Source organism: Streptomyces sp. NBC_01591 (assembly GCF_035918155.1).
Lineage (GTDB): Bacteria > Actinomycetota > Actinomycetes > Streptomycetales > Streptomycetaceae > Streptomyces.
The window spans coordinates 2,941,219-2,962,518 of the sequence record NZ_CP109327.1 but is presented as its reverse complement, the minus strand read 5'-3'; the positions used below and the strand labels follow the sequence as shown (position 1 = coordinate 2,962,518).

The following is a 21,300-nucleotide window of genomic DNA, read 5'->3' as shown; positions in this document are numbered from 1 at the left end:
GTGAGCGTGAAAAACCCGTGCACCTCCCCAAGGCCGAACTCCACCTCCACATCGAAGGCACCCTCGAACCCGAGCTGGCCTTCGCGCTCGCCGGACGCAACGGCGTACAGCTGCCTTACGCGGACACCGAGGAGCTCCGCACCGCCTACCTCTTCGACGACCTGCAGAGCTTCCTCGACCTGTACTACGCGCTGATGGCGGTCCTCCGGACCGAGGAGGACTTCGAGGAGCTCGCCGACGCGTATCTCGCCCGCGCCGCCGCTCAGGGCGTCCGGCACGCGGAGATCTTCTTCGACCCGCAGGCGCACACCGCCCGCGGCGTCCCGATCGGCACCGTCGTCGAGGGGCTCGGCCGGGCGCTGGACCGCAGCGAGGAGAAGCACGGCATCTCCACCCAGCTGATCATGTGCTTCCTGCGCGACCAGTCCGCCGAGTCGGCCCTGGAGACCCTGGAGGCCGTCAAGCCGTATCTGCACCGGATCAGCGCGGTCGGCCTCGACTCGGCGGAGGTCGGCCACCCGCCCGTCAAGTTCCGTGAGGTGTACGAGGCGGCCGGGGCGCTCGGGCTGCGCAAGGTCGCCCACGCCGGCGAGGAGGGCCCGCCCGAGTACATCCGGGAGGCCCTGGACGTCCTCGGGGTCGAGCGCATCGACCACGGGCTGCGCTGCATGGAGGACCCGGACCTGGTGAAGCGGCTGGTCGCGGACCGGGTGCCGCTCACCCTCTGCCCGCTGTCCAACGTACGGCTGCGCGCCGTCGACACCCTGGAGCAGCACCCGCTGCGGGCCATGATGGCCGCCGGACTGCTCTGCACGGTGAACTCCGACGACCCCGCCTACTTCGGCGGATACGTCGGGGACACCTTCCACGCCGTCCACGAGGCGCTCGGCCTGGACCGGGAGCAGCTGCGCACGCTGGCCCGCAACTCCTTCGAGGCGGCCTTCCTCGACCACGACGAGGAGCGCAGGGCGCGCTATCTGTCCGAGGTCGAGGCGTACGCGTTCGACTGACCGACCCCACCCGCAGGGCCGGCCGTCCGGAACGCGTTCCGGACGGGGCGCCTGCGGCGCACGGGCAGGCTGATCTCCGTGACGGCCTGCTCGGGCGCGCCCAGCCTGGGCACGGCGCCGGGCACTGCTCCGGTGGTGACGGCGAGCAGCGCGGCCGGTGCGCCGCCCCGGCGGCGCACCGATCCCGGCACCAGCGGGCGGCCACCGGTGTGCAGGGCGACGGCCGTGACCGGGGCCGCGACCAGGAGCGTGACGGCGCCCAGGATCAGGCCCATGACCGGGTAGCCGGCCTGCTCGGACAGCACACTGCCCAGGACCGGCCCGCAGGCCACCCCGACGGACGACGCGGAGCCCGCGAGGACCGCCCAGCGGCCGCGTACGTCCAGGGAGGCGGCCAGGCCGATCAGGTACGACAGGACCACGGGGTAGATCGTGTTCCAGAGGATCTCGCCGGTCGCGAACTGGGCGAGGTTCCCGGCCGACGAGCTGAGCACGATGCTTGCCGCGATGATCACGGTACCCAGACCGATCGGCACCGCCCGGCCGAGCCTGGCGCCCAGCAGCCCGGCGCCCATCACCCCGAGCAGACCCGCGCCGAGCGCGGCGGCGAACACCGCGCCGATGGTGACCTCGGAGAGCCCTACCCGGTCCACCCCGATCCGGCTGCTGACACCCCACAGCGCGTTCTGCGCCATGGACCAGACGAGCATGCCGCCCGCGAGCACCAGACCGGAACGGCGGTGCGGCAGCCGGCCGGCGACCGGGGCGGTGGAGCCGGTGGGCGTGACGCCGCCGAGCCGTGCGGTGGCGGGCCAGACGAGCAGGGCGACCAGGGCGATGGAGGCGAACGGCAGCCGGTGGCCGCCGCCGAGGTGCGGGACCGTCAGATAGAGGGCGCCCGCCGTCGCTGAGACGCTGAGCAGCCCGAGCGACGAGGTCCGGTGCGGATCGCGCTCGGCGGCGATGCCCGCGGCGGCCACCGCGGTCGCCGTGCCGGAGCCGAAGCCGCCGATCATCGCGCCCATGACCACCAGCGGTACCGACCCGGCCAGGGCGGCGCAGCCGTACCCCACCATGGCCAGTACCAGCCCGATCCGGGCCGGCCGCCGCGGCCCGTACGTCTCGACCCGGCCCGCCAGCGTGAACCCGGCGGTCGCCGAGCTCAGCAGCAGGGCACTGCCGACCAGACCGGCCTGCGCCGTACTGAGACCGAGATAGACGGAGAGCCGCCCGACGATGGTGGGGAGCAGATAGGCGGCGAGGTAGCCGGCGGTGAACACGGCGACCAGGGGCCACGCGGCGCGAGGGCGCGAGGACATGGGCGTTCCTGAAGACATGCCGGAGACGGCAGAGAAGGCAGGGGAGGGCAATGCGGGAAATACGGGGAAGTCGGGCCAGTCGTCGGCAACCGTCGCCGAAGGGGCTCGCGGGCCAATTTGTATCAACCACGGCCAGTTGGCCGAAAGGCGCCCCCATGTGATCTGGGTCACTTATGCGTTTATGCACCGGGAGTGCGGGTAGCAGCGCATGTTTATGCAGGTCAGCGCCCACGTGCCAGGGACCGGAACGGGTCCTGTGGAACCGGCGGCGCGGACCCTCGGGTTACGGCGCTGAATCGGGCACACTGGCCAGATCTGCCACGACCGGGGAGTGCAAGGTGAGTACGGACATTCCAGGTATCGACCCACTGGACGGGCTGCGCGCCCCGCAGGACCCGGACTGCGACGTCTTTCTCACCGGCACGGTCTTCCTCGACATCATCTTCACCGGCCTCGACAGCGCCCCGGTGCGCGGCACCGAGTCCTGGGCACGCGGCATGGGCTCCAGTCCCGGCGGAGTCGCCAACATGGCGACCGCCCTGGCCAGGCTGGGGCTGCACACCTCGCTGGCCGCCGCGTTCGGCGACGACCACTACGGGGAGTACTGCTGGGACGCCCTGGAACAGGGCGAGGGCATCGACCTGTCCATGTCGCACACTGTCCCCGGCTGGCACTCGCCGGTGACCGTCTCGATGGCGTACGAGGGCGAGCGGACGATGGTCTCGCACGGCCACGAGGCCCCCGGCCCCGAGGGCACCCACGGCACCGCGATCTCCGCCGGGGAACCCCCGTTCCCGCGCTGCCCGCCCCGCGCCCGCGCCGCCGTCGCCTCGCTCGCCCCCGGCCGCAGCGAGCCCTGGGTCGCCACCGCGGCCCGCAACGGCGCCCGGATCTTCGCCGACGTCGGCTGGGACGAGACCGGCTGCTGGGACCTGGACGCCCTCGCCGACCTGGAGCACTGCCAGGCCTTCCTCCCCAACGCCGAGGAGGCGATGCGCTACACCCGCACCGACTGCCCGCGCGCCGCCGCTCACGCCCTGGCCGAGCGCGTACCGCTGGCCGTGGTCACCCTGGGTGCGGAGGGCGCGTACGCGGTGGACTCGGCGACCGGGGCGAGCGCCGAGGTGCCCGCGATCGAGGTCGAGGCGCTCGACCCCACCGGCGCGGGCGACGTCTTCGTCGCCGGTTTCGTCACCGGCACCCTGGCGAACTGGCCGCTGGCCGACCGGCTGGCCTTCGCCGGACTGACCGCGGCGCTCTCGGTCCAGGAGTTCGGCGGATCGCTGTCGGCACCGGGCTGGGCGGAGATCGCCGCCTGGTGGCAGCAGATCCGCACCTTCGCCGACCAGGACCCGGCCGCGCTCCAGCGGTACGCCTTCCTGGAGGAGCTGCTGCCCGCCGCCGCCCGGCCCTGGCCGCTGCGCCGGGCGGTCCCGACGATCGGCTTCCGCCGTCCCGCCTGACGGCCGCACACACCTGTTCGTGAGCGTGTGCGAAAAAGCTCTCGGTGTTGTCGGTGCGGAGTCGTAGGCTTGGTAATCCGAGAGGTTGTCGATCGGCGAGAACCTTGCAACGGGAGGTATGTGCAGGCCACAGAGCCGGCCCATGACTCAGACACCCACAGCCCAGACCCCTGCGCCGAGGCAGGCGCGAGCCCATTTCACCGTCCCTGCCAGCCATCCGATGGTGACCGTTCTGGGCTCAGGCGACGCCTTGCTGCGCGTGATCGAGACGGCCTTCCCGGCGGCCGACATCCACGTCCGGGGAAACGAGGTCAGCGCCGCCGGAGACGCGACGGAAGTCGCGCTGATCCAGCGCCTGTTCGACGAGATGATGCTGGTGCTCCGCACCGGTCAGCCGATGACGGAGGACGCAGTGGAACGCTCGATCGCCATGCTCAGGGCGAGTGAGAGAGGCGAGGGGGACGGCCAGGAGACACCGGCCGAGGTGCTCACCCAGAACATCCTCTCCAGCCGCGGTCGCACGATCCGCCCCAAGACGCTCAACCAGAAGCGGTACGTCGACGCGATCGACAAGCACACGGTCGTCTTCGGCATCGGCCCCGCCGGTACCGGCAAGACCTATCTCGCCATGGCGAAGGCCGTCCAGGCCCTGCAGTCCAAGCAGGTCAACCGGATCATCCTGACCCGTCCCGCGGTCGAGGCGGGCGAGCGGCTCGGCTTCCTGCCGGGCACGCTCTACGAGAAGATCGACCCGTATCTGCGCCCGCTCTACGACGCGCTGCACGACATGCTCGACCCCGATTCGATCCCGCGGCTGATGGCGGCGGGCACGATCGAGGTGGCGCCCCTGGCGTACATGCGCGGCCGCACGCTCAACGACGCGTTCATCATCCTCGACGAGGCGCAGAACACCAGCGCCGAGCAGATGAAGATGTTCCTGACCCGGCTCGGCTTCGACTCGAAGATCGTCATCACCGGTGACGTCACCCAGGTCGACCTGCCGAACGGCACCAAGAGCGGTCTGCGCCAGGTCCAGGAGATCCTGGACGGCGTCGAGGACGTCCACTTCTCCCGGCTCACCTCCCAGGATGTCGTCCGGCACAAGCTGGTCGGCCGTATCGTCGACGCGTACGAGAAGTACGACAGCCGAGACAGCCACAACGGGAAGCAGTAGCAGCGCACCATGTCGATCGACGTCAACAACGAGTCCGGAACCGAGGTCGACGAGCAGGCGATCCTCGACATCGCCCGCTACGCACTCGCGCGGATGCGGATCCACCCGCTCTCCGAGCTCTCGGTGATCGTGGTGGACACCGACGCCATGGAACAGCTCCACATCCAGTGGATGGACCTCCCGGGCCCGACCGATGTCATGTCCTTCCCGATGGACGAGCTGCGTCCGCCGGCCAAGGACGACGAGGAGCCCCCGCAGGGGCTCCTCGGTGACATCGTGCTCTGCCCCGAGGTCGCCAAGAAGCAGGGCGAGGACGCGGAGACCCAGCACTCCATGGACGAGGAGCTCCAGCTCCTCACGGTCCACGGCGTGCTGCACCTCCTCGGGTACGACCACGAGGAGCCGGACGAGAAGGCCGAGATGTTCGGCCTCCAGGCCGCGATCGTCGACGGCTGGCGCGCCGAGCACGGCCTGACCGGCCCGTCGCCCGCCCCCACCGTGTCGTGAGCGTTCCTCTCGTCCTGGGGGCCGTCCTGCTGGTCGTCGTCGGCTGGCTGGCGGCCTGCGCGGAGGCGGGCATCGCCCGTGTCTCCAGCTTCCGGGCCGCCGAGGCGGTCCGCTCCGGGCGGCGCGGCAGCCAGAAGCTGGAACAGGTCGCGGCGGATCCGACCCGCTATCTCAACGTCGCCCTGCTGGTGCGGGTCGCCTGTGAGATGTCGGCCGCCGTGCTCGTCACGTACGCCTGTCTGAAGGAGTTCCCGGAGACCTGGGAGGCGCTGGCCGTCGCCATGGGCGTGATGGTCCTCGTCTCCTACGTCGCCATCGGGGTGTCGCCGCGCACCATCGGCCGCCAGCACCCGCTGAACACGGCCACGGCCGCGGCGTACGTCCTGCTGCCGCTGGCCAGGGTCATGGGCCCGATCCCGCAGCTGCTGATCCTCATCGGCAACGCGCTGACCCCGGGCAAGGGGTTCCGCAAGGGCCCGTTCGCCAGCGAGGCCGAACTGCGTGCGATGGTCGACCTCGCCGAGGCGGAGTCGCTGATCGAGGACGAGGAGCGCCGCATGGTGCACTCCGTCTTCGAGCTCGGTGACACGCTCGTGCGCGAGGTCATGGTGCCGCGGACGGACCTGGTCTGCATCGAGCGCTACAAGACGATCCGTCAGGCGCTGACCCTGGCCCTGCGCTCCGGTTTCTCGCGGATCCCGGTCACCGGGGAGAACGAGGACGACATCGTCGGCATCGTGTATCTCAAGGACCTGGTCCGCAAGACCCACATCAACCGCGAGTCCGAGGCCGATCTGGTCTCCACGGCGATGCGGCCGGCGGCCTTCGTGCCCGACACCAAGAACGCCGGTGACCTGCTGCGCGAGATGCAGCAGGAGCGCAGCCACGTCGCCGTCGTGATCGACGAGTACGGCGGCACGGCGGGCATCGTCACCATCGAGGACATCCTCGAAGAGATCGTCGGCGAGATCACCGACGAGTACGACCGCGAACTGCCGCCCGTCCAGGAGCTGGGGAACGGCTGCTTCCGGGTGACCGCGCGCCTCGACATCGGCGACCTCGGGGAGCTGTTCGGCCTCGACGAGTACGACGACGAGGACGTGGAGACCGTCGGCGGACTGCTGGCCAAGGCGCTGGGGCGGGTCCCGATCGCCGGGGCGTCGGCGGTGGTCGACCTGCCGGACGGCCGCCGGCTGAGGCTGACCGCGGAGTCCCCGGCGGGCCGCCGCAACAAGATCGTCACGGTGCTGGTGGAGCCCGTGGCGTCCCAGGGGGAGGGCGAGGGATGACCCCGCAGCAGCTCAGGGCGTTCTGCCTGGAGTTCAACGCGAGCGCCGAGGAATTCCCGTTCGGGCCGGAGACCTCCGTCTTCAAGGTGCTCGGCAAGATGTTCGCGCTCAGCACGCTGGACGCGCGGCCGCTGACGGTGAACCTGAAGTGCGATCCGGACGAGGCGGTGCGGCTGCGGGAGAAGTACGACGCGGTGGTGCCGGGCTGGCACATGAACAAACGGCACTGGAACACGGTGACGGTGTCCGGGGTGCCGGGCCGGGTGCTCCGCGAGCTGATCGAGGACTCCTACGACCTGGTGGTGGCGGGGCTGCCGAAGGCGGACCGGTTGCGGCTCGACCGGCCGTAGGCGGTGCGCGGGCGAGTGCGCCCGGTTCGTATGCTCGGCACATGACTGAGAGCACCGACCTCGGCCCCGAGGACCGCAAGATCGTCACGCTGGCGCGCAGCGCCCGCGCCCGCAACGGTGTGCCGGAGGGCGCGGCCGTACGGGACGAGACCGGGCGTACGTACGTCGCCGGCACCGTACGGCTGGAGTCGCTGAAACTCAGCGCGCTGCAGACCGCCGTGGCGATGGCCGTGGCCAGCGGGGCCACCTCCCTGGAGGCGGCCGCGGTCGTCTCCGAGGCCGAGACCCCGTCGGACGAGGACCGTGCCGCGGTACGGGACCTGGGCGGCCCGGACACCCCCGTCCTGCTCGCCGGGCCCGACGGCACACTGCGGGTCAGCGTGACGGCGGGCTGACGCCGGCCGAATCCGCACATCGTGTACGAACGCCCCGCGCCCGACCGACCGGCGCGGGGCGTTCGCACACCGTGTGCGGGAATCACGGATCTTGACAGCATCTGATGGTTCATCAGCCGATGCGTATCGCTTCCATTGACTTCTTCGGGGCCGGAGCCGTCAATGGGCCCCCGTCGGCGCGGAAGAGCCGCTGCGCCGCATCGCAGGAGGGGGCTCCATGCGTCCGACCGTCCGAAGAATCAGCATGCGAAGATCCGGCGCCCGAAGACGGCCCGCAGTCGGTCGCCGCTGGGCCGCCGCGCTGGGTGTCGGCGCGCTCGTCGTGGCCGGGGGAGGGGGGCTCGCGAGCCCCGCGCAGGCCATGGTGACCGCCTCGGTTCCGGTGGACTTCCCCACCCACTGCATCCCGCCGGCCATCGCGGGCATCCCGCCGATCGACGGGACGACGAAGGCCGAGATCACCGTCGACAACGCCGCCCCGGAGGTGGGCGACACGGTCACGGTCACGTACACCGTCGTCGAGCCGGCCGCCGGCAACCCGGTAGATCTGGCACTGCCCGCCGACATCATGACGCCGACCGGCAAGGTCACCGTCGGCGGTGCGCAGACCGCGAGCGTCACCGTCGCGGGCCCGAAGAAGAACGACCCGGTACCCGGCAAGGGCGCCTTCCCGTCGTTCTCGATGACCGGCACCTTCACGGTCACCGCGCCCGGCTCGATCACGCTGTCGCCCGGCGACTACAACATCCACACCAGCTACATCATGGAGCTGGACACGCCCTGCACCGTGACGGATCCGCCCGCCCCCGTCTCCGAGACGATCATCGCGACGGACGGCGGCGGCCAGGTCAACGAGCGTGCCATCCAGCTCGGGGCCGCGTCCGGCAAGGCGGGCGACGAGGTCACCGTCACCGGGTCGAAGTTCACCCCGGGCGCGGACATCACCCTCGCCGGCCGGGCCGGTGACGCCCAGACCGCCGACACGGCCACCGTCAAGGCGGACGGCTCCGGCGGCTTCAGCGGCCGGCTCACCGTCGACGATCCGGCGACCACCGGCATCGTCGCCTACGAGGGCGGCGGCTGGGACCCGGCCAAGGGCGCGGGCCCGCAGGCCTACACCGTCACCGGTGGCGGCGGCGAGACCCCGGACGGCAGCCAGAAGCTCAATACCTCCATCAAGGCGGGCACGCTCTCCATGGTCCAGGCCGGGGACACCGTCGAGATGTCGGCGGTCGACTTCGGCCGGGGCGGCGCCTCCCGCGGCTCCCTGCAGACGGTGACGGTCGAGGACTTCCGCGGCGGCCCCGCGGGCTGGTCCCTGACCGGAAAGGTCACCGACTTCAAGGGCCCCGGCGGCGCGACGATCGGCGCGTCCGCACTCGCCTGGACCCCGGTCTGCGCGACGAAGCCCGGCAGCCCCAGTACCTGCGCGGCGGGTTCCGAGGGGTCGGTCGGCAGCGCGGGCGCCACGCTGGCGTCCACGCCCAACGGGACCGTCACCGGCGGCGAGTTCACCGTCGACGCCCGGCTCGCGCTGAACGTACCGGCGTACACCGCCCCCGGCGCGTACTCCGGCGTGCTCACCCTCACCCTCGCGTGATCGAACGCTCCCGAGCAACCGGCGGACCGGGCGCGCACCCGCCCGGACCGCCCGTCCCGACCACCACCCGGGGGTTCCGCACCGTGCGCAACATCTACGTACTGCTCCTGGCCGGCGCCCTCCTGCTGATCGGCGCGCCCGCCGCCCACGCCGCGGACAATGGCAGCTGGTCGGTCTACCCGGCCACCGAACGGTCCGGTCAGCGCCCGTACTTCTACCTCTCGGCCGACCCGGGCGCCACGCTCCACGACAAGGTCACCGTCACCAACAAGACGGACCGGCCGGAGACCTTCCGGCTGTACGCGGCCGACGCCTACAACACCGCACGCGACGGCGGGTACGCCGTACGGGCCCGCGACGAGAGACAGCGCTCGGTCGGCGCCTGGGCGAGGACCGGCCGCGACCGGGTCACCGTGGAGCCGCACGGCTCGGTCACCGTCCCGGTCACCATCGCCGTCCCCGAGAACGCCGAACCGGGCGACCACCCCGGCGCGCTCGTCGCCCTCGACGAGCGCATCGACCCCGCCGACGCCGGTGCCGTCGCCGTCGGCATCCAGAAGGCGGTCGGCGCCCGGATCTATCTGCGGGTGAACGGGCCGACCATGCCCGCGCTCTCCGTGGACGACATCCGGGTCGAGCACTCCCAGCCGCTGGTCCCCGGCACCGGGAAGAGCCGGGCCGTCATCTCGTACACGCTCCACAACCGGGGCAATGTCACCCTCAGCCCCAAGGTCGCCCTCAAGGCCGAGGGACTCTTCGGCCGCACCCTGCTCGCCCGCGACCTGAAGAGGATCCCCGCCGAGCTGCTGCCCCGCCAGGAGGTCCGGCTGACCGAACAGTGGGCCGACGCGCCCCAGCTGGAATGGGGCGAGATCCGGCTGACCGCGAGCGCCCGCGAGACCCGCGAGTCCGCCACCGCCTCGTACTTCGCCCTGCCCTGGCTGGTGGCCGGGATCCTGCTGGTGATCGTCGGCGGGGGTACGGGGATGTGGATACGGGCCCGCCGGAGCCGCTCTGGCACCGCCTGAGGCGACACCCGACAGGCCCCGCCGCGGCCCTTGGTGCGGCGGGGCCGCCGGGATCGGGGACAATGGGCGCCATGAGCGTTCGACCTGACACAGAAGCCGCCGCGCAGCAGGCTGCGGACAAAGCCCCCCACCGGGCCGGTTTCGCCTGCTTCGTGGGCCGCCCCAACGCGGGCAAGTCCACCCTCACGAACGCTCTGGTCGGCCAGAAGGTGGCAATCACCTCCAACCGGCCGCAGACCACCCGGCACACCGTGCGCGGCATCGTGCACCGCGACGACGCGCAGCTGATCCTGGTCGACACCCCCGGCCTCCACAAGCCGCGCACGCTGCTGGGCGAGCGGCTCAACGACGTCGTACGGACCACCTGGGCCGAGGTCGACGTCATCGGCTTCTGCCTGCCCGCCGACCAGAAGCTCGGCCCCGGCGACAAGTACATCGTCAAGGAACTCGCGGGCATCAAGAAGACCCCGAAGATCGCCATCATCACCAAGACCGACCTGGTCGACTCCAAGCAGCTCGCCGAACAGCTGCTCGCCGTCTCCCGCCTCGGCGAGGAGCTCGGCTTCGAGTGGGCGGAGATCATTCCGGTCTCCGCGGTCAAGGACACCCAGGTCGGCCTGCTGGGCGACCTGATCGCCCCGCTGCTCCCGGTGAGCCCGCCGCTCTACCCGGAGGGCGACCTCACCGACGAGCCCGAGATGGTCATGGTCGCGGAGCTGATCCGCGAGGCCGCGCTGGAAGGCGTACGGGACGAGCTGCCGCACTCCATCGCGGTCGTCGTCGAGGAGATGCTGCCGCGCGAGGGCCGCCCGGCGGACAAGCCGCTGCTCGACATCCACGCCAACGTCTACATCGAGCGTCCCAGCCAGAAGGGCATCATCATCGGCCCGAAGGGCAAGCGGCTGAAGGACGTCGGTACGAAGTCGCGCAAGCACATCGAGGCACTGCTCGGCACACCGGTCTTCCTGGACCTCCATGTGAAGGTCGCGAAGGACTGGCAGCGCGATCCGAAGCAGCTGCGCAAGCTGGGGTTCTGAGTTCTGCCCGGTCCGGCGGCCGGAGAACGGCGCAGCTGCCCGAAGCCGCTGAGGCCCCCGGGGTCGAAGGGTGCGAGGGCGGCGGTCGAGATGGGGCCCGAAGCAGCTGCGCAAGCTCGGCTTCTGACCCGGGTCGCAGGCTCGGGGCGTGACCCGGAGACCGGCCTCACGCGCCCTCCTTCAGGACGCGTGAGACCAGTGCCCGCTGGGCGTCGGTCAGCCTCGGGTCCGCGCAGTGCACCGTCCGGTCGCCGACCGTGATCCGGTACCGGAAGCCGTCCGGCACGCCCTTGGGCGGGGCGGCGTGGCCCGCGGCGAGCGCCGATTCGGCCAGAGCCTCCCACTCCGGGGCGTCGTCCCGCCCGGCGGTGTCGACCTCGCTGTGGCGTGCGATGCCGGCGAAGCCGCCGGTCCTGCTGACCTGAATCCGCATGCGATGTCCTCCAACGCCGGACGGGCTGGGGCAAGGGCCGGATCGCACTACGCGGTCGGTACGCCCACTTCCGACCACGCCTTCAGGACGGCCTCGGCCTCGTCGCCCTCGCCGAAGCGGCTGCGGGCCGCGGCGACCGTCAGCCGGGCGAAGGACGCGAAGTCCGCGTCCACGGCCAGTTGACCACCTGTGAGCACATCGAACCAGAGCTGGCCGGCACGCTCCCACGCATTGCCGCCGAGCGCCGTCGCCAGCAGATAGAACGCGCGGTTCGGGATGCCGGAGTTGAGGTGCACCCCGCCGTTGTCCTCGCTGGTGTGGACGTAGTCCTCCATCTTCGCGGGCTGCGGGTCCTTGCCCAGCACGTCGTCGTCGTACGCCGTGCCCGGCGCCTTCATCGAGCGCAGCGCGACGCCCTGGACGCGGGGGGCCAGCAGCCCGGCGCCGATCAGCCAGTCGGCCTGGTCGGCGTTCTGGCCCAGCGTGTACTGCTTGACCAGGGAGCCGAAGACGTCGGACATGGATTCGTTGAGCGCGCCGGACTGGCCGTAGTAGCTCAGGTTGGCGGTGTACTGGGTCAGGCCGTGGGCCAGCTCGTGGCCGATCACGTCGATGGCGACGGTGAAGTCCAGGAAGATCTCCCCGTCCCCGTCGCCGAAGACCATCTGCTCGCCGTCGAAGAAGGCGTTGTTGTACTTCTCGTCGTAGTGCACGGAACCGATCAGCGGCAGTCCGTTGCCGTCGATCGAACGGCGGCCGTACGCCTTGAGCAGCAGTTCGAAGGTGGCGCCGAGTCCCGCGTACGCGCGGTTGACGCTCGCGTCCTTCGTCGGATCCTGGCCCTCGGCGCGGACCTCGGTGCCGGGCAGCTGGGTGCCGTTGCGGCAGTCGTACAGGGTGCGGTCGGGCTTGTCGGACGCTTCCCCCTCGGTCGCGGGGGCGACGGGCACGGTGACGACCGTGGCCATCTGGCGGCGGGTGCGGCGGGCCGCGTCGCTCTCCAGGGTGCGACGGGCCGGACCGGCGAGATCGGGGTTGTCGGACTGCGACAGCTTGTCGAGGACCTGGGGCGGCACGATCGTGCAGAAGACGGGGTGGAATCCGTGCTGTGACTGAGGGTGCATACAGCCGACTGTGGCAGCAGGTAATCGCCATGTCACTGGTTGCGATCAGGATTGACGAAATGGAGTGATCGATCACCGTTGGGCGTTTCCTGCGCCCGGTCCCGCATACTGATACGGGACCGGCGTATCAGGCGCCTCTCGGCTAGTCTCGTCGCATCATGCGTTTCGGGCTGCTTCTTCTTAGCTGCCGCGGCGAGGGCCTGTAGTCGTAGGCCGACCCCCTCCCCGCGGAGTCTGGTGTTGCAGCGACACAGTCGGCCGTCCCACTTGGTTGGACCCCGAGGAGCCGTACGCCATGACCGCCGCAAATCCCGCTCAGTCCCCCGCTGAAACCGCTGTCGGCCGTCCGACGCCGATCACCAACGCGACTCAGCTGCAGAAGCCGTCCGGGATGCCGATCCACAAGTACGGCACCTACGAGGCCGTCGACATCCCCGACCGCACCTGGCCGGACAACCGGATCACCGTCGCGCCCCGCTGGCTCTCCACCGACCTGCGCGACGGCAACCAGGCCCTGATCGACCCGATGTCGCCGGCCCGCAAGCGCGAGATGTTCGATCTGCTCGTACGCATGGGCTACAAGGAGATCGAGGTCGGCTTCCCGTCCTCCGGCGAGACCGACTTCGCGTTCGTCCGCTCCATCATCGAAGAGGGCGCGATCCCCGAGGACGTGACGATCTCCGTCCTGACGCAGGCCCGCGAGGACCTGATCGAGCGGACCGTAGAGTCCATCGTCGGCGCCCGCCGCGCCACCGTGCACCTGTACAACGCGACGGCGCCCACCTTCCGCCGGGTCGTCTTCCGCGGTTCCAAGGACGACATCAAGCAGATCGCCGTGGACGGCACGCGGCTGGTCATGGAGTACGCGGAGAAGCTGCTGGGCCCGGAGACGACCTTCGGCTACCAGTACAGCCCCGAGATCTTCACCGACACCGAGCTGGACTTCGCCCTGGAGGTCTGCGAGGCGGTCTGCGACGTCTGGCAGCCCGAGGAGGGCCGCGAGATCATCCTCAACCTGCCCGCCACCGTGGAGCGTTCGACGCCGTCCACGCACGCGGACCGGTTCGAGTGGATGTCGCGCAATCTGTCGCGCCGCGAGTTCGTCTGCCTGTCGGTCCACCCGCACAACGACCGCGGCACCGCCGTCGCCGCCGCCGAGCTGGCCATCATGGCCGGTGCGGACCGGATCGAGGGCTGCCTGTTCGGCCAGGGCGAGCGCACCGGCAACGTCGACCTGGTCACCCTGGGCATGAACCTGTTCTCGCAGGGCGTCGACCCGCAGATCGACTTCTCGCAGATCGACGAGATCCGCCGCACCAGCGAGTACTGCAACCAGATGGAGGTCCACCCGCGCCACCCCTACGCGGGCGACCTGGTCTACACCGCCTTCTCCGGCTCCCACCAGGACGCCATCAAGAAGGGCTTCGACGCCATGGAGGCCGACGCGGCCGCCCAGGGCGAGGGCGTGACCATCGATGATCTCGAGTGGGCGGTGCCGTACCTGCCGATCGACCCGAAGGACGTCGGCCGCAGCTACGAGGCCGTCATCCGGGTCAACTCGCAGTCCGGCAAGGGCGGAATCGCCTATGTCCTGAAGAACGACCACAAGCTGGACCTGCCGCGCCGGATGCAGATCGAATTCTCCCGGATCATTCAGGCCAAGACGGATGCCGAGGGCGGCGAGGTCACGCCCACGCAGATCTGGTCCACGTTCCGCGACGAGTACCTGCCCAACCCGGAGAACGCCTGGGGTCGCGTACAGATCCGCACCGGCCAGACCACGACCGGCTCCGACGGCAAGGACACGATCACCGTCGAGGCGACCGTGGACGGCGCGGACACCGTGCTGACCGGCACCGGCAACGGACCGATCTCCGCGTTCTTCGAAGCGCTGCAGGCCATCGGTATCGACGCCCGTCTCCTGGACTACACCGAGCACACCATGAGCGAGGGCGCCAGCTCCCAGGCCGCCTCGTACATCGAGTGCGCGATCGACGGAAAGGTCCTGTGGGGCATCGGCATCGACGCCAACACCACGCGGGCCTCGCTGAAGGCGGTCGTCTCCGCCGTCAACCGCGCCACCCGCTGATCCGGCGCCCGGAAGGGCAAAGCCGCACGGCCGAAGACCCCGTCCACCCGCACCCGGGGGGCGGGGTTCGGCCATCTCCGGACGGTTGTGACGACCGAGGTACTGACGCCGCATCACGACTGTGGTTAACATCACGTCCACACGGCAATGTTGCCGGAGGGGGCACCTCCCGTGCCCTTGGGGCTACGGGGGAGTTACGGAGGTGTGCGACGTGCGGTCAGCCCTGGGACAACGCGCCATGAAGCTGCGAATCTGCGGCATCCGCACCATCTGGGACCCCGTCGGCGACGGGGAGTTCTACTGCCCCGGCTGCGGCGGCGACCGCAACTACCGCAGGCTCACCGGCCGTCGGCGCTTCGCGGTGCTCGGCGTACCGATGGTGCGGCGCGGCACTGTGGGCCCCGTCGTCGAATGCGCCGCCTGCCGGGAGCACTTCGGCACCGATGTGCTCGACCACCCCACCACCACCCGGCTCTCCGCCATGCTCCGGGACGCCGTCCACACCGTCGCGCTCGGTGTCCTCGCGGCCGGCGGCACCACTTCCCGCACGGTGCTGGAGACCGCGGCCGCCATCGTGCGCGGCGCCGGAATCGACGACTGCACCGAGGAACAGCTCTGCACCGTCGTCGAGGTCCTCGCCGCCGACACCGGCCAGGGCTCCGCCTTCGACCCCGCGGCCGAGGCGTGCGGAGCGGCCCTCGCCATCGAACTGCACGAGGCGCTGGAACCCCTCGCCCCTCATCTGGCCCCCGCCGGACGCGAATCGATTCTGCTCCAGGGCGCCAGGATCGCGCTCGCCGACGGCCCGTACGGACAGGCGGAGCGCGAGGTGCTGACCACGGTCGGTGGCGCGCTGCAGATCTGCGCCCAGGACACCGCCCGACTGCTCGCCGAGGCGGCGCGCACCCCCTCCTGACGGTCCCGGATGGGGCCGGGGGCCCCGTCGGCCGTCCCCGTACCGGACAATGGACGCATGAGCTTGTTCCGGGACGACGGCGTGGTGCTGCGCACGCAGAAGCTGGGCGAGGCCGACCGGATCATCACGATCCTGACCCGCGGCCACGGCCGGGTACGCGCCGTCGCGCGCGGGGTGCGCCGCACGAAGTCCAAGTTCGGGGCGCGGCTGGAACCCTTCTCCCACGTCGACGTGCAGTTCTTCGCCCGCGGCAGCGAACTCATCGGCCGCGGACTGCCGCTCTGCACCCAGAGCGAGACCATCGCTCCGTACGGTGGCGGCATCGTCACCGACTACGCCCGCTACACCGCGGGCACCGCGATGCTGGAGACCGCCGAGCGGTTCACCGACCACGAGGGCGAGCCCGCGGTCCAGCAGTACCTGCTGCTCGTCGGCGGGCTGCGCACCCTCGCCCGCGGCGAACACGAGCCGCATCTCATCCTCGACGCCTTCCTGCTGCGCTCGCTCGCCGTCAACGGCTACGCACCCAGCTTCGAGGACTGCGCCAGGTGCGGAATGCCCGGACCGAACCGGTTCTTCTCCGTCGCGGCGGGCGGCGTCATATGCGGCGACTGCCGGGTGCCCGGCAGCGTCGTACCCTCGGCTGAGGCCGTCACTCTGCTGAGCGCGCTGCTCAGCGGCGACTGGGAGACGGCGGACGCATGCGAGGCGCGTCATGTCAGGGAGGGGAGCGGGCTGGTGTCCGCCTATCTGCACTGGCACCTGGAGCGCGGGCTGCGCTCATTGCGGTACGTAGAGAAGTGACACAGGCAGATCAGGCACAGGGAGCGAGACAGTTCATGGCAGTACGCGGGATGCTCGGCGGCCGTAACCGGCGCGACTACAAGACCCCGGAGCCGCACCCCTCCGGTGCCACGCCCCCGAAGATCCCCGGCGAGCTGGTGCCCAAGCACGTGGCCGTCGTGATGGACGGCAACGGCCGCTGGGCCAAGGAACGCGGCCTCCCGCGCACCGAGGGCCACAAGGTCGGCGAGGGCGTCGTCATGGACGTTCTCAAGGGCTGCATCGAGATGGGCGTCAAGAACCTCTCGCTGTACGCGTTCTCCACCGAGAACTGGAAGCGGTCCCCGGAGGAGGTGAAGTTCCTCATGAACTTCAACCGGGACGTCATCCGCCGCCGCCGCGACGAGATGGACGAACTGGGTATCCGCATCCGCTGGGTGGGCCGCATGCCCAAGCTGTGGAAGTCCGTGGTCCAGGAGCTCCAGGTCGCCCAGGAGCAGACCAAGGACAATGACAGGATGACGCTGTACTTCTGCGTCAACTACGGCGGCCGGGCCGAGATCGCCGACGCCGCGCAGCGCATCGCGCAGGACGTCGCGGCCGGGAAGCTGGACCCGTCCAAGGTCAACGAGAAGACCTTCGCGAAGTACATCTACTACCCGGACATGCCGGACGTCGACCTCTTCGTCCGTCCCAGCGGCGAGCAGCGCACGTCCAACTACCTGATCTGGCAGAGCGCCTACGCCGAGATGGTCTTCCAGGACGTGCTGTGGCCGGACTTCGACCGCCGCGACCTGTGGCGCGCCTGCCTGGAGTTCGCCCAGCGGGACCGGCGCTTCGGCGGTGCGGTGGAGGCGGGGACCGCCGGTCCGGCCGTCTGACCCTGCCGTTACGATTCCGCCCCATGACGACTCAGGGGTGGGACGGAGAGGGGGCCGTGGTCGAGCTGGAGTACCAGCCGACCACGGCCGATTTCGCGGAGGCGCTGAACGCCCGCGCGAAGATCAGCAGGAGCGGCCGCATGCAGCGCAAGCTGCTGATCCTGATGCCGGCGGTGGCCGTGCTGATGGGAATCCTGATCGCGCTCGGCGGGGACGGCCCGGGGGCGCCCTTCTGGGTGGCGCTCGTCTTCGTGATGGTGGCCGTGATCCTGACGCCCTGGCTCCAGGGCCGGCAGCTGTACCGGTTCGCCGCGAGCCAGGGCACCTGCCGCACAGTGGTGCGCGAGACCGGCATACAGGTGGTCACGGACCACAGCACCACGACCGTCAGCTGGCCGATGGTGCCCCGCTACCGGGAGACGCCGGAGCTCTTCGTACTGTTCAGCGACGACAAGCAGGCCATCGGGATCACCATGCTGCCCAAGCGCGGTGTGCGCGGGCCGGACGACCTCGACCGGCTGCGCAGCGTGCTCGACCGCAACGTACGAAGGCTCTGAGACGGGCGAGGTGCGCGGGGGCGCCGCCCCCGCGCCGTCACTTCTTCGCGGCCGCGCACTCCGCGCAGGTACCGAAGATCTCCACCGTATGGGCCACGTTCACATACCCGTGCTGAGCGGCGATGGTCTCCGCCCACTGTTCCACCGCGGGCCCCTCTACCTCCACGGCCTTGCCGCACATCCGGCACACCAGGTGGTGATGGTGGTCCCCGGTCGAGCAGCGCCGGTACACGGACTCGCCGTCCGTGGTGCGCAGCACGTCGACCTCGCCGGCGTCGGCGAGGGACTGAAGGGTGCGGTAGACGGTGGTCAGCCCGACCGAGTCACCGCGGTGCTTGAGCACATCGTGCAGCTCCTGGGCGCTGCGGAACTCGTCCACCTCGTCGAGCGCCGCCGCCACCGCCGCCCGCTGCCGGGTTGACCGGCCGCGTACCGGGGCCGCGTTCGTTCCACTGATCGGCGCCGTCGCCACAGCAGCCTCCTCGTGTCGCCCGTACCTGTGTCGGGCCATTGTGCCAGCCCGTCCGGGCGTCACGGTCAAACGCGGAGCTCGTCCGGGGCCGGACGGGAGGCCGGTACCTCCAGGGTGCACTCCTCGGACGCCGCTTCGCTCCGGCGGGCGCGGCTTCTGGCCAGCGGGGTCGCCAGCAGCGTCAGGGCGACGAAGACCGCGATGGCCAGCAGCACGATCGTCGCGCCGGGCGGGACGTCCTGGTAGTACGAGGTGACGGTGCCGGCCAGGGTCACCGCCGTACCGATGACGACCGACAGCACGAACGTCACCCTGAAGGACCTGGAGATCTGCTGCGCGGCCGCGACCGGCACCACCATCAGGGCGCTGACCAGCAGCAGCCCGACGACCCGCATCGCGACGGTGACGGTCACCGCCGCCGTCACGGCGACCAGCAGATTCAGCGCGCGCACCGGCAGACCGGTGACCCGGGCGAACTCCTCGTCCTGGCTGACCGCGAACAGCTGGCGGCGCAGCCCCAGTGTCACCAGCAGCACGAAGGAGGCCAGCACACAGATCGAGGTGATGTCCTCGGCGGAGACCGTGGACAGGGAGCCGAAGAGGTACGAGGTGAGGTTGGCGTTGGAGCCGGTGTCGGAGAGGTTGATCAGCAGCACACCGCCCGCCATGCCGCCGTAGAACAGCATGGCCAGCGCGATGTCGCCGCGGGTGCGTCCGTACCAGCGGATCAGCTCCATCACGACGGCGCCGGCGACGGCGACCGCCGTGGCCATCCAGACCGGGTTGGTGGAGAGCAGGAAGCCGAGGCCGACACCGGTCATCGCGATATGGCCGATGCCGTCGCCCATCAGGGCCTGGCGGCGCTGGACGAGGTAGATGCCGACGGCGGGCGCGATGACGCCGACGAGCACGGCGGCGAGCAGGGCCCGCTGCATGAAGGGAGGGTCGAGGAATTCCATGGTCAGCTCAGCAGTCCCGTACGGACGGGCTCGGAGGCCGCGTGGGGGTGTACATGGTCGTGTCCGGGCAGGGCGTGCTGGCCCAGCGCCTTCGGCGGCGGCCCGTCGTGCATCACGCAGCCGTCGCGCAGCACGATCGCGCGGTCGATCAGCGGCTCCAGCGGGCCGAGCTCGTGCAGTACGAGCAGTACCGTGGCGCCGGCCGCGACCTGCTCGCGCAGGGTCGCGGCGAGGATCTCCTGGCTGGCCAGGTCGACGCCGGCCATCGGCTCGTCCATGATCAGCAGCTCGGGTTCGGCGGCCAGCGCGCGGGCGATCAGCACCCGCTGGTGCTGCCCGCCGGAGAGCGCGCCCACCGAGTCCTTGGCCCGGTCGGCGAGGCCGACGAGCTCGATGGCCCGGTCGACGGCGGCCCGGTCGGCCTTGCGGAGCAGGCCCAGCTTCGTGCGGGACAGCCGCCCGGAGGTGACGACCTCACGGATCGTGGCGGGGACGCCGCCGGCCGCCGTGGTGCGCTGGGGTACGTAACCGATCCGCGCCCAGGAGCGGAAGCGGCGCAGCGGGGTGCCGAACAGTTCGACGGAGCCGCCGGTGAGCGGGACCTGGCCGATGACGGAGCGTACGGCGGTCGACTTGCCCGAGCCGTTGGCGCCGAGCAGGGCGGCGACCTCGCCGCGGTGGACGGTCAGGTCGATGCCCCGCAGCACCGGACGCGCACCGAGCGTGGCCGTGGCGCCCCGCAGGGCTATCACGGGGTCGGTCGTGGTGCTCCCGGTCTCGGGCATGTGCGCCTCCGATGCTGCTGTGGCGGGTGTTACGGGGGTCACTTCGCGCCGAGCGCCTTCTGCAGGGCGGCGAGGTTGGACTGCATGACCTCGATGTAGTCAGCGCCCTTGGACTTGTCCGTGATTCCTTCGAGCGGGTCCAGGACGTCGGTCTTCAGGCCGGTGTCCTTGGCGAGGGTCTTCGCGGTCTTGTCGCTGGCGAGCGTCTCGAAGAATACGGTGGTGGCCTTGTCCTTCTCCGCGATGGTGTGGATCTCGTTGATCCGGGCGGGGCTGGGCTCGGCCTCGGGGTCGATGCCGGCGATGCCCTCCTGGGTGAGGCCGTAGCGCTCGGCGAGGTACCCGAAGGCGGAGTGGGTGGTGATGAAGGTCTTGGTGGAGGTGTTCTTGAGACCGTTCACGTAAGCCGTGTTCAGGCCGTCGAGCTTGGTGACCAGCGCGTCCGTGTTCTTCCGGTAGTCCGCGGCGTGGTCGGGGTCGGTCTTCTCCAGGGACGCGCCCACGCCCTTGGCGACCTCGGCGTACTTCACCGGGTCCAGCCAGATGTGGGGGTCGGCTCCGGCCTCGTCGCCGTGGTGCTCGTGGCCGTGCTCGTCGCCGCCGGTCTCGGTGCCGTGGTCCTCCAGCGTGGTGAGCTTCGAGGCGTCGACGGCGTCCTTCGACCCGGACTGCTCGACGGCGTCGTCCACGGCGGGCTGGATGCCCTCGAGGTACAGGATGTAGTCGGCGTCGGCGAGCCCGCCTATCTGCCGCGGGCTGAGCTCCAGGTCGTGCGGCTCGACGCCCGGCTTGGTCAGCGTGGTGACGGAGACGTGCTCCCCGCCAATCTGCTCGGCCAGGAACTGCATCGGATAGAACGAGGCCACCACGTCCAGCTTGTCGCCGTTCTTGTGGTCCGCGGCGTCCGAGGAGGAACAGGCGGTGAGGGCGGTGAGGCCGAGGACGACTGCTCCGGCGACGGTGGCGGTGGGTATGAGGCGGCTGACGTTCATGACAGTCATTTTCAACAAAACTGGAAACGATTGTCAACAAGGCTTATGAGATGACTTCGCGGCCGACCATGCCGATACCGATTTGATCGAAGGGCCGTGCCCGCCGGTAATCTGAAGCATTCGCCCGCCCGTCTCCC

The 21,300-nt window shown here is 70.6% G+C and carries 22 protein-coding genes; 15 read left to right on the top strand and 7 right to left on the bottom strand.

Annotated features, from left to right (window positions below; translation table 11 throughout):
- Positions 1-17 precede the first annotated feature (17 nt).
- Positions 18-1,010, top strand: coding sequence for an adenosine deaminase (locus OG978_RS13860; RefSeq protein ID WP_326765528.1), 993 nt, complete (start codon positions 18-20; stop codon positions 1,008-1,010).
- Here the strand turns inward: OG978_RS13860 and OG978_RS13855 are convergent.
- Positions 974-2,329 carry an MFS transporter gene (locus OG978_RS13855; RefSeq protein ID WP_326765527.1) on the bottom strand — a complete coding sequence of 452 codons (1,356 nt, stop codon included), beginning with the start codon at positions 2,327-2,329 and terminating at the stop codon, positions 974-976. The two genes, OG978_RS13860 and OG978_RS13855, sit on opposite strands and share 37 nt — an antisense overlap.
- A 338-nt stretch (positions 2,330-2,667) precedes the next feature.
- Here OG978_RS13855 and OG978_RS13850 point away from each other — a divergent pair, with 338 nt between their 5' ends.
- From OG978_RS13850 to era, 9 genes are all read left to right on the top strand, one after another.
- On the top strand, positions 2,668-3,792 hold the full coding sequence (locus OG978_RS13850) for a carbohydrate kinase family protein (protein ID WP_326765526.1): 1,125 nt from the start codon (positions 2,668-2,670) through the stop codon (positions 3,790-3,792).
- Between the two features lie 142 nt (positions 3,793-3,934).
- Positions 3,935-4,966: a PhoH family protein gene (locus OG978_RS13845; protein WP_326765525.1), complete on the top strand. Its 1,032-nt coding sequence runs from the start codon at positions 3,935-3,937 to the stop codon at positions 4,964-4,966.
- Positions 4,967-4,975: 9 nt separating this feature from the next.
- Positions 4,976-5,473, top strand: coding sequence for an rRNA maturation RNase YbeY (gene ybeY, locus OG978_RS13840; RefSeq protein ID WP_030921061.1), 498 nt, complete (start codon positions 4,976-4,978; stop codon positions 5,471-5,473).
- The gene (locus OG978_RS13835) at positions 5,470-6,762 is read left to right on the top strand and encodes a hemolysin family protein (protein WP_326765524.1); all 1,293 of its coding nucleotides are present in this window, start codon (positions 5,470-5,472) and stop codon (positions 6,760-6,762) included. The genes ybeY and OG978_RS13835 overlap by 4 nt, the downstream gene beginning before the upstream one ends.
- Positions 6,759-7,112 carry an MmcQ/YjbR family DNA-binding protein gene (locus tag OG978_RS13830; protein WP_326765523.1) on the top strand — a complete coding sequence of 118 codons (354 nt, stop codon included), beginning with the start codon at positions 6,759-6,761 and terminating at the stop codon, positions 7,110-7,112. Before OG978_RS13835 ends, OG978_RS13830 begins: the two co-directional genes overlap by 4 nt.
- A 41-nt stretch (positions 7,113-7,153) precedes the next feature.
- Positions 7,154-7,507 (top strand): cytidine deaminase, encoded by a 354-nt coding sequence (locus tag OG978_RS13825; RefSeq protein ID WP_326765522.1) that lies wholly within the window; start codon positions 7,154-7,156, stop codon positions 7,505-7,507.
- Positions 7,508-7,751: 244 nt separating this feature from the next.
- Positions 7,752-9,107, top strand: a complete 1,356-nt coding sequence (locus OG978_RS13820; RefSeq protein ID WP_326770023.1) for a beta-xylosidase — start codon at positions 7,752-7,754, stop codon at positions 9,105-9,107.
- Positions 9,108-9,190: 83 nt separating this feature from the next.
- On the top strand, positions 9,191-10,135 hold the full coding sequence (locus OG978_RS13815) for a WxL protein peptidoglycan domain-containing protein (protein ID WP_326770022.1): 945 nt from the start codon (positions 9,191-9,193) through the stop codon (positions 10,133-10,135).
- Between the two features lie 62 nt (positions 10,136-10,197).
- On the top strand, positions 10,198-11,172 hold the full coding sequence (era, locus tag OG978_RS13810; protein ID WP_326765521.1) for a GTPase Era: 975 nt from the start codon (positions 10,198-10,200) through the stop codon (positions 11,170-11,172).
- A 166-nt stretch (positions 11,173-11,338) separates the two neighbouring features.
- On the opposite strand, the gene OG978_RS13805 is transcribed toward era, so the two are convergent.
- A complete protein-coding gene (locus tag OG978_RS13805; protein WP_326765520.1) occupies positions 11,339-11,605 on the bottom strand; it encodes a protealysin inhibitor emfourin in 267 nt (88 codons plus the stop codon).
- A gap of 47 nt (positions 11,606-11,652) precedes the next feature.
- Positions 11,653-12,729, bottom strand: coding sequence for a M4 family metallopeptidase (locus OG978_RS13800; protein WP_326765519.1), 1,077 nt, complete (start codon positions 12,727-12,729; stop codon positions 11,653-11,655).
- A 295-nt stretch (positions 12,730-13,024) separates the two neighbouring features.
- On the opposite strand from OG978_RS13800, the gene leuA reads away from it, so the two are divergent.
- The 5 genes from leuA (at position 13,025) to OG978_RS13775 (ending at position 17,955) form a co-directional block, all read left to right on the top strand.
- Positions 13,025-14,818, top strand: coding sequence for a 2-isopropylmalate synthase (gene leuA, locus OG978_RS13795; RefSeq protein WP_326765518.1), 1,794 nt, complete (start codon positions 13,025-13,027; stop codon positions 14,816-14,818).
- Between the two features lie 238 nt (positions 14,819-15,056).
- Positions 15,057-15,734: a TerB family tellurite resistance protein gene (locus tag OG978_RS13790; RefSeq protein WP_326770021.1), complete on the top strand. Its 678-nt coding sequence runs from the start codon at positions 15,057-15,059 to the stop codon at positions 15,732-15,734.
- Positions 15,735-15,791: 57 nt separating this feature from the next.
- The gene (gene recO / locus OG978_RS13785; protein ID WP_326765517.1) at positions 15,792-16,538 is read left to right on the top strand and encodes a DNA repair protein RecO; all 747 of its coding nucleotides are present in this window, start codon (positions 15,792-15,794) and stop codon (positions 16,536-16,538) included.
- Positions 16,539-16,573: 35 nt separating this feature from the next.
- Positions 16,574-17,398 (top strand): isoprenyl transferase, encoded by an 825-nt coding sequence (locus OG978_RS13780; protein ID WP_326765516.1) that lies wholly within the window; start codon positions 16,574-16,576, stop codon positions 17,396-17,398.
- A 23-nt stretch (positions 17,399-17,421) separates the two neighbouring features.
- Positions 17,422-17,955, top strand: coding sequence for a YcxB family protein (locus OG978_RS13775; protein ID WP_326765515.1), 534 nt, complete (start codon positions 17,422-17,424; stop codon positions 17,953-17,955).
- 37 nt (positions 17,956-17,992) lie between these two features.
- Here the strand turns inward: OG978_RS13775 and OG978_RS13770 are convergent, their stop codons facing one another.
- From OG978_RS13770 to OG978_RS13755, 4 genes are all read right to left on the bottom strand, one after another.
- Positions 17,993-18,427: a Fur family transcriptional regulator gene (locus tag OG978_RS13770; RefSeq protein WP_266733149.1), complete on the bottom strand. Its 435-nt coding sequence runs from the start codon at positions 18,425-18,427 to the stop codon at positions 17,993-17,995.
- A gap of 65 nt (positions 18,428-18,492) precedes the next feature.
- Complete coding sequence (locus OG978_RS13765) at positions 18,493-19,386, bottom strand: metal ABC transporter permease (RefSeq protein ID WP_326765514.1); 894 nt, start codon at positions 19,384-19,386, stop codon at positions 18,493-18,495.
- Positions 19,387-19,388: 2 nt separating this feature from the next.
- On the bottom strand, positions 19,389-20,171 hold the full coding sequence (locus OG978_RS13760) for a metal ABC transporter ATP-binding protein (RefSeq protein WP_326765513.1): 783 nt from the start codon (positions 20,169-20,171) through the stop codon (positions 19,389-19,391).
- 38 nt (positions 20,172-20,209) lie between these two features.
- Positions 20,210-21,163, bottom strand: coding sequence for a metal ABC transporter substrate-binding protein (locus tag OG978_RS13755; protein WP_326765512.1), 954 nt, complete (start codon positions 21,161-21,163; stop codon positions 20,210-20,212).
- Positions 21,164-21,300 lie beyond the last annotated feature (137 nt).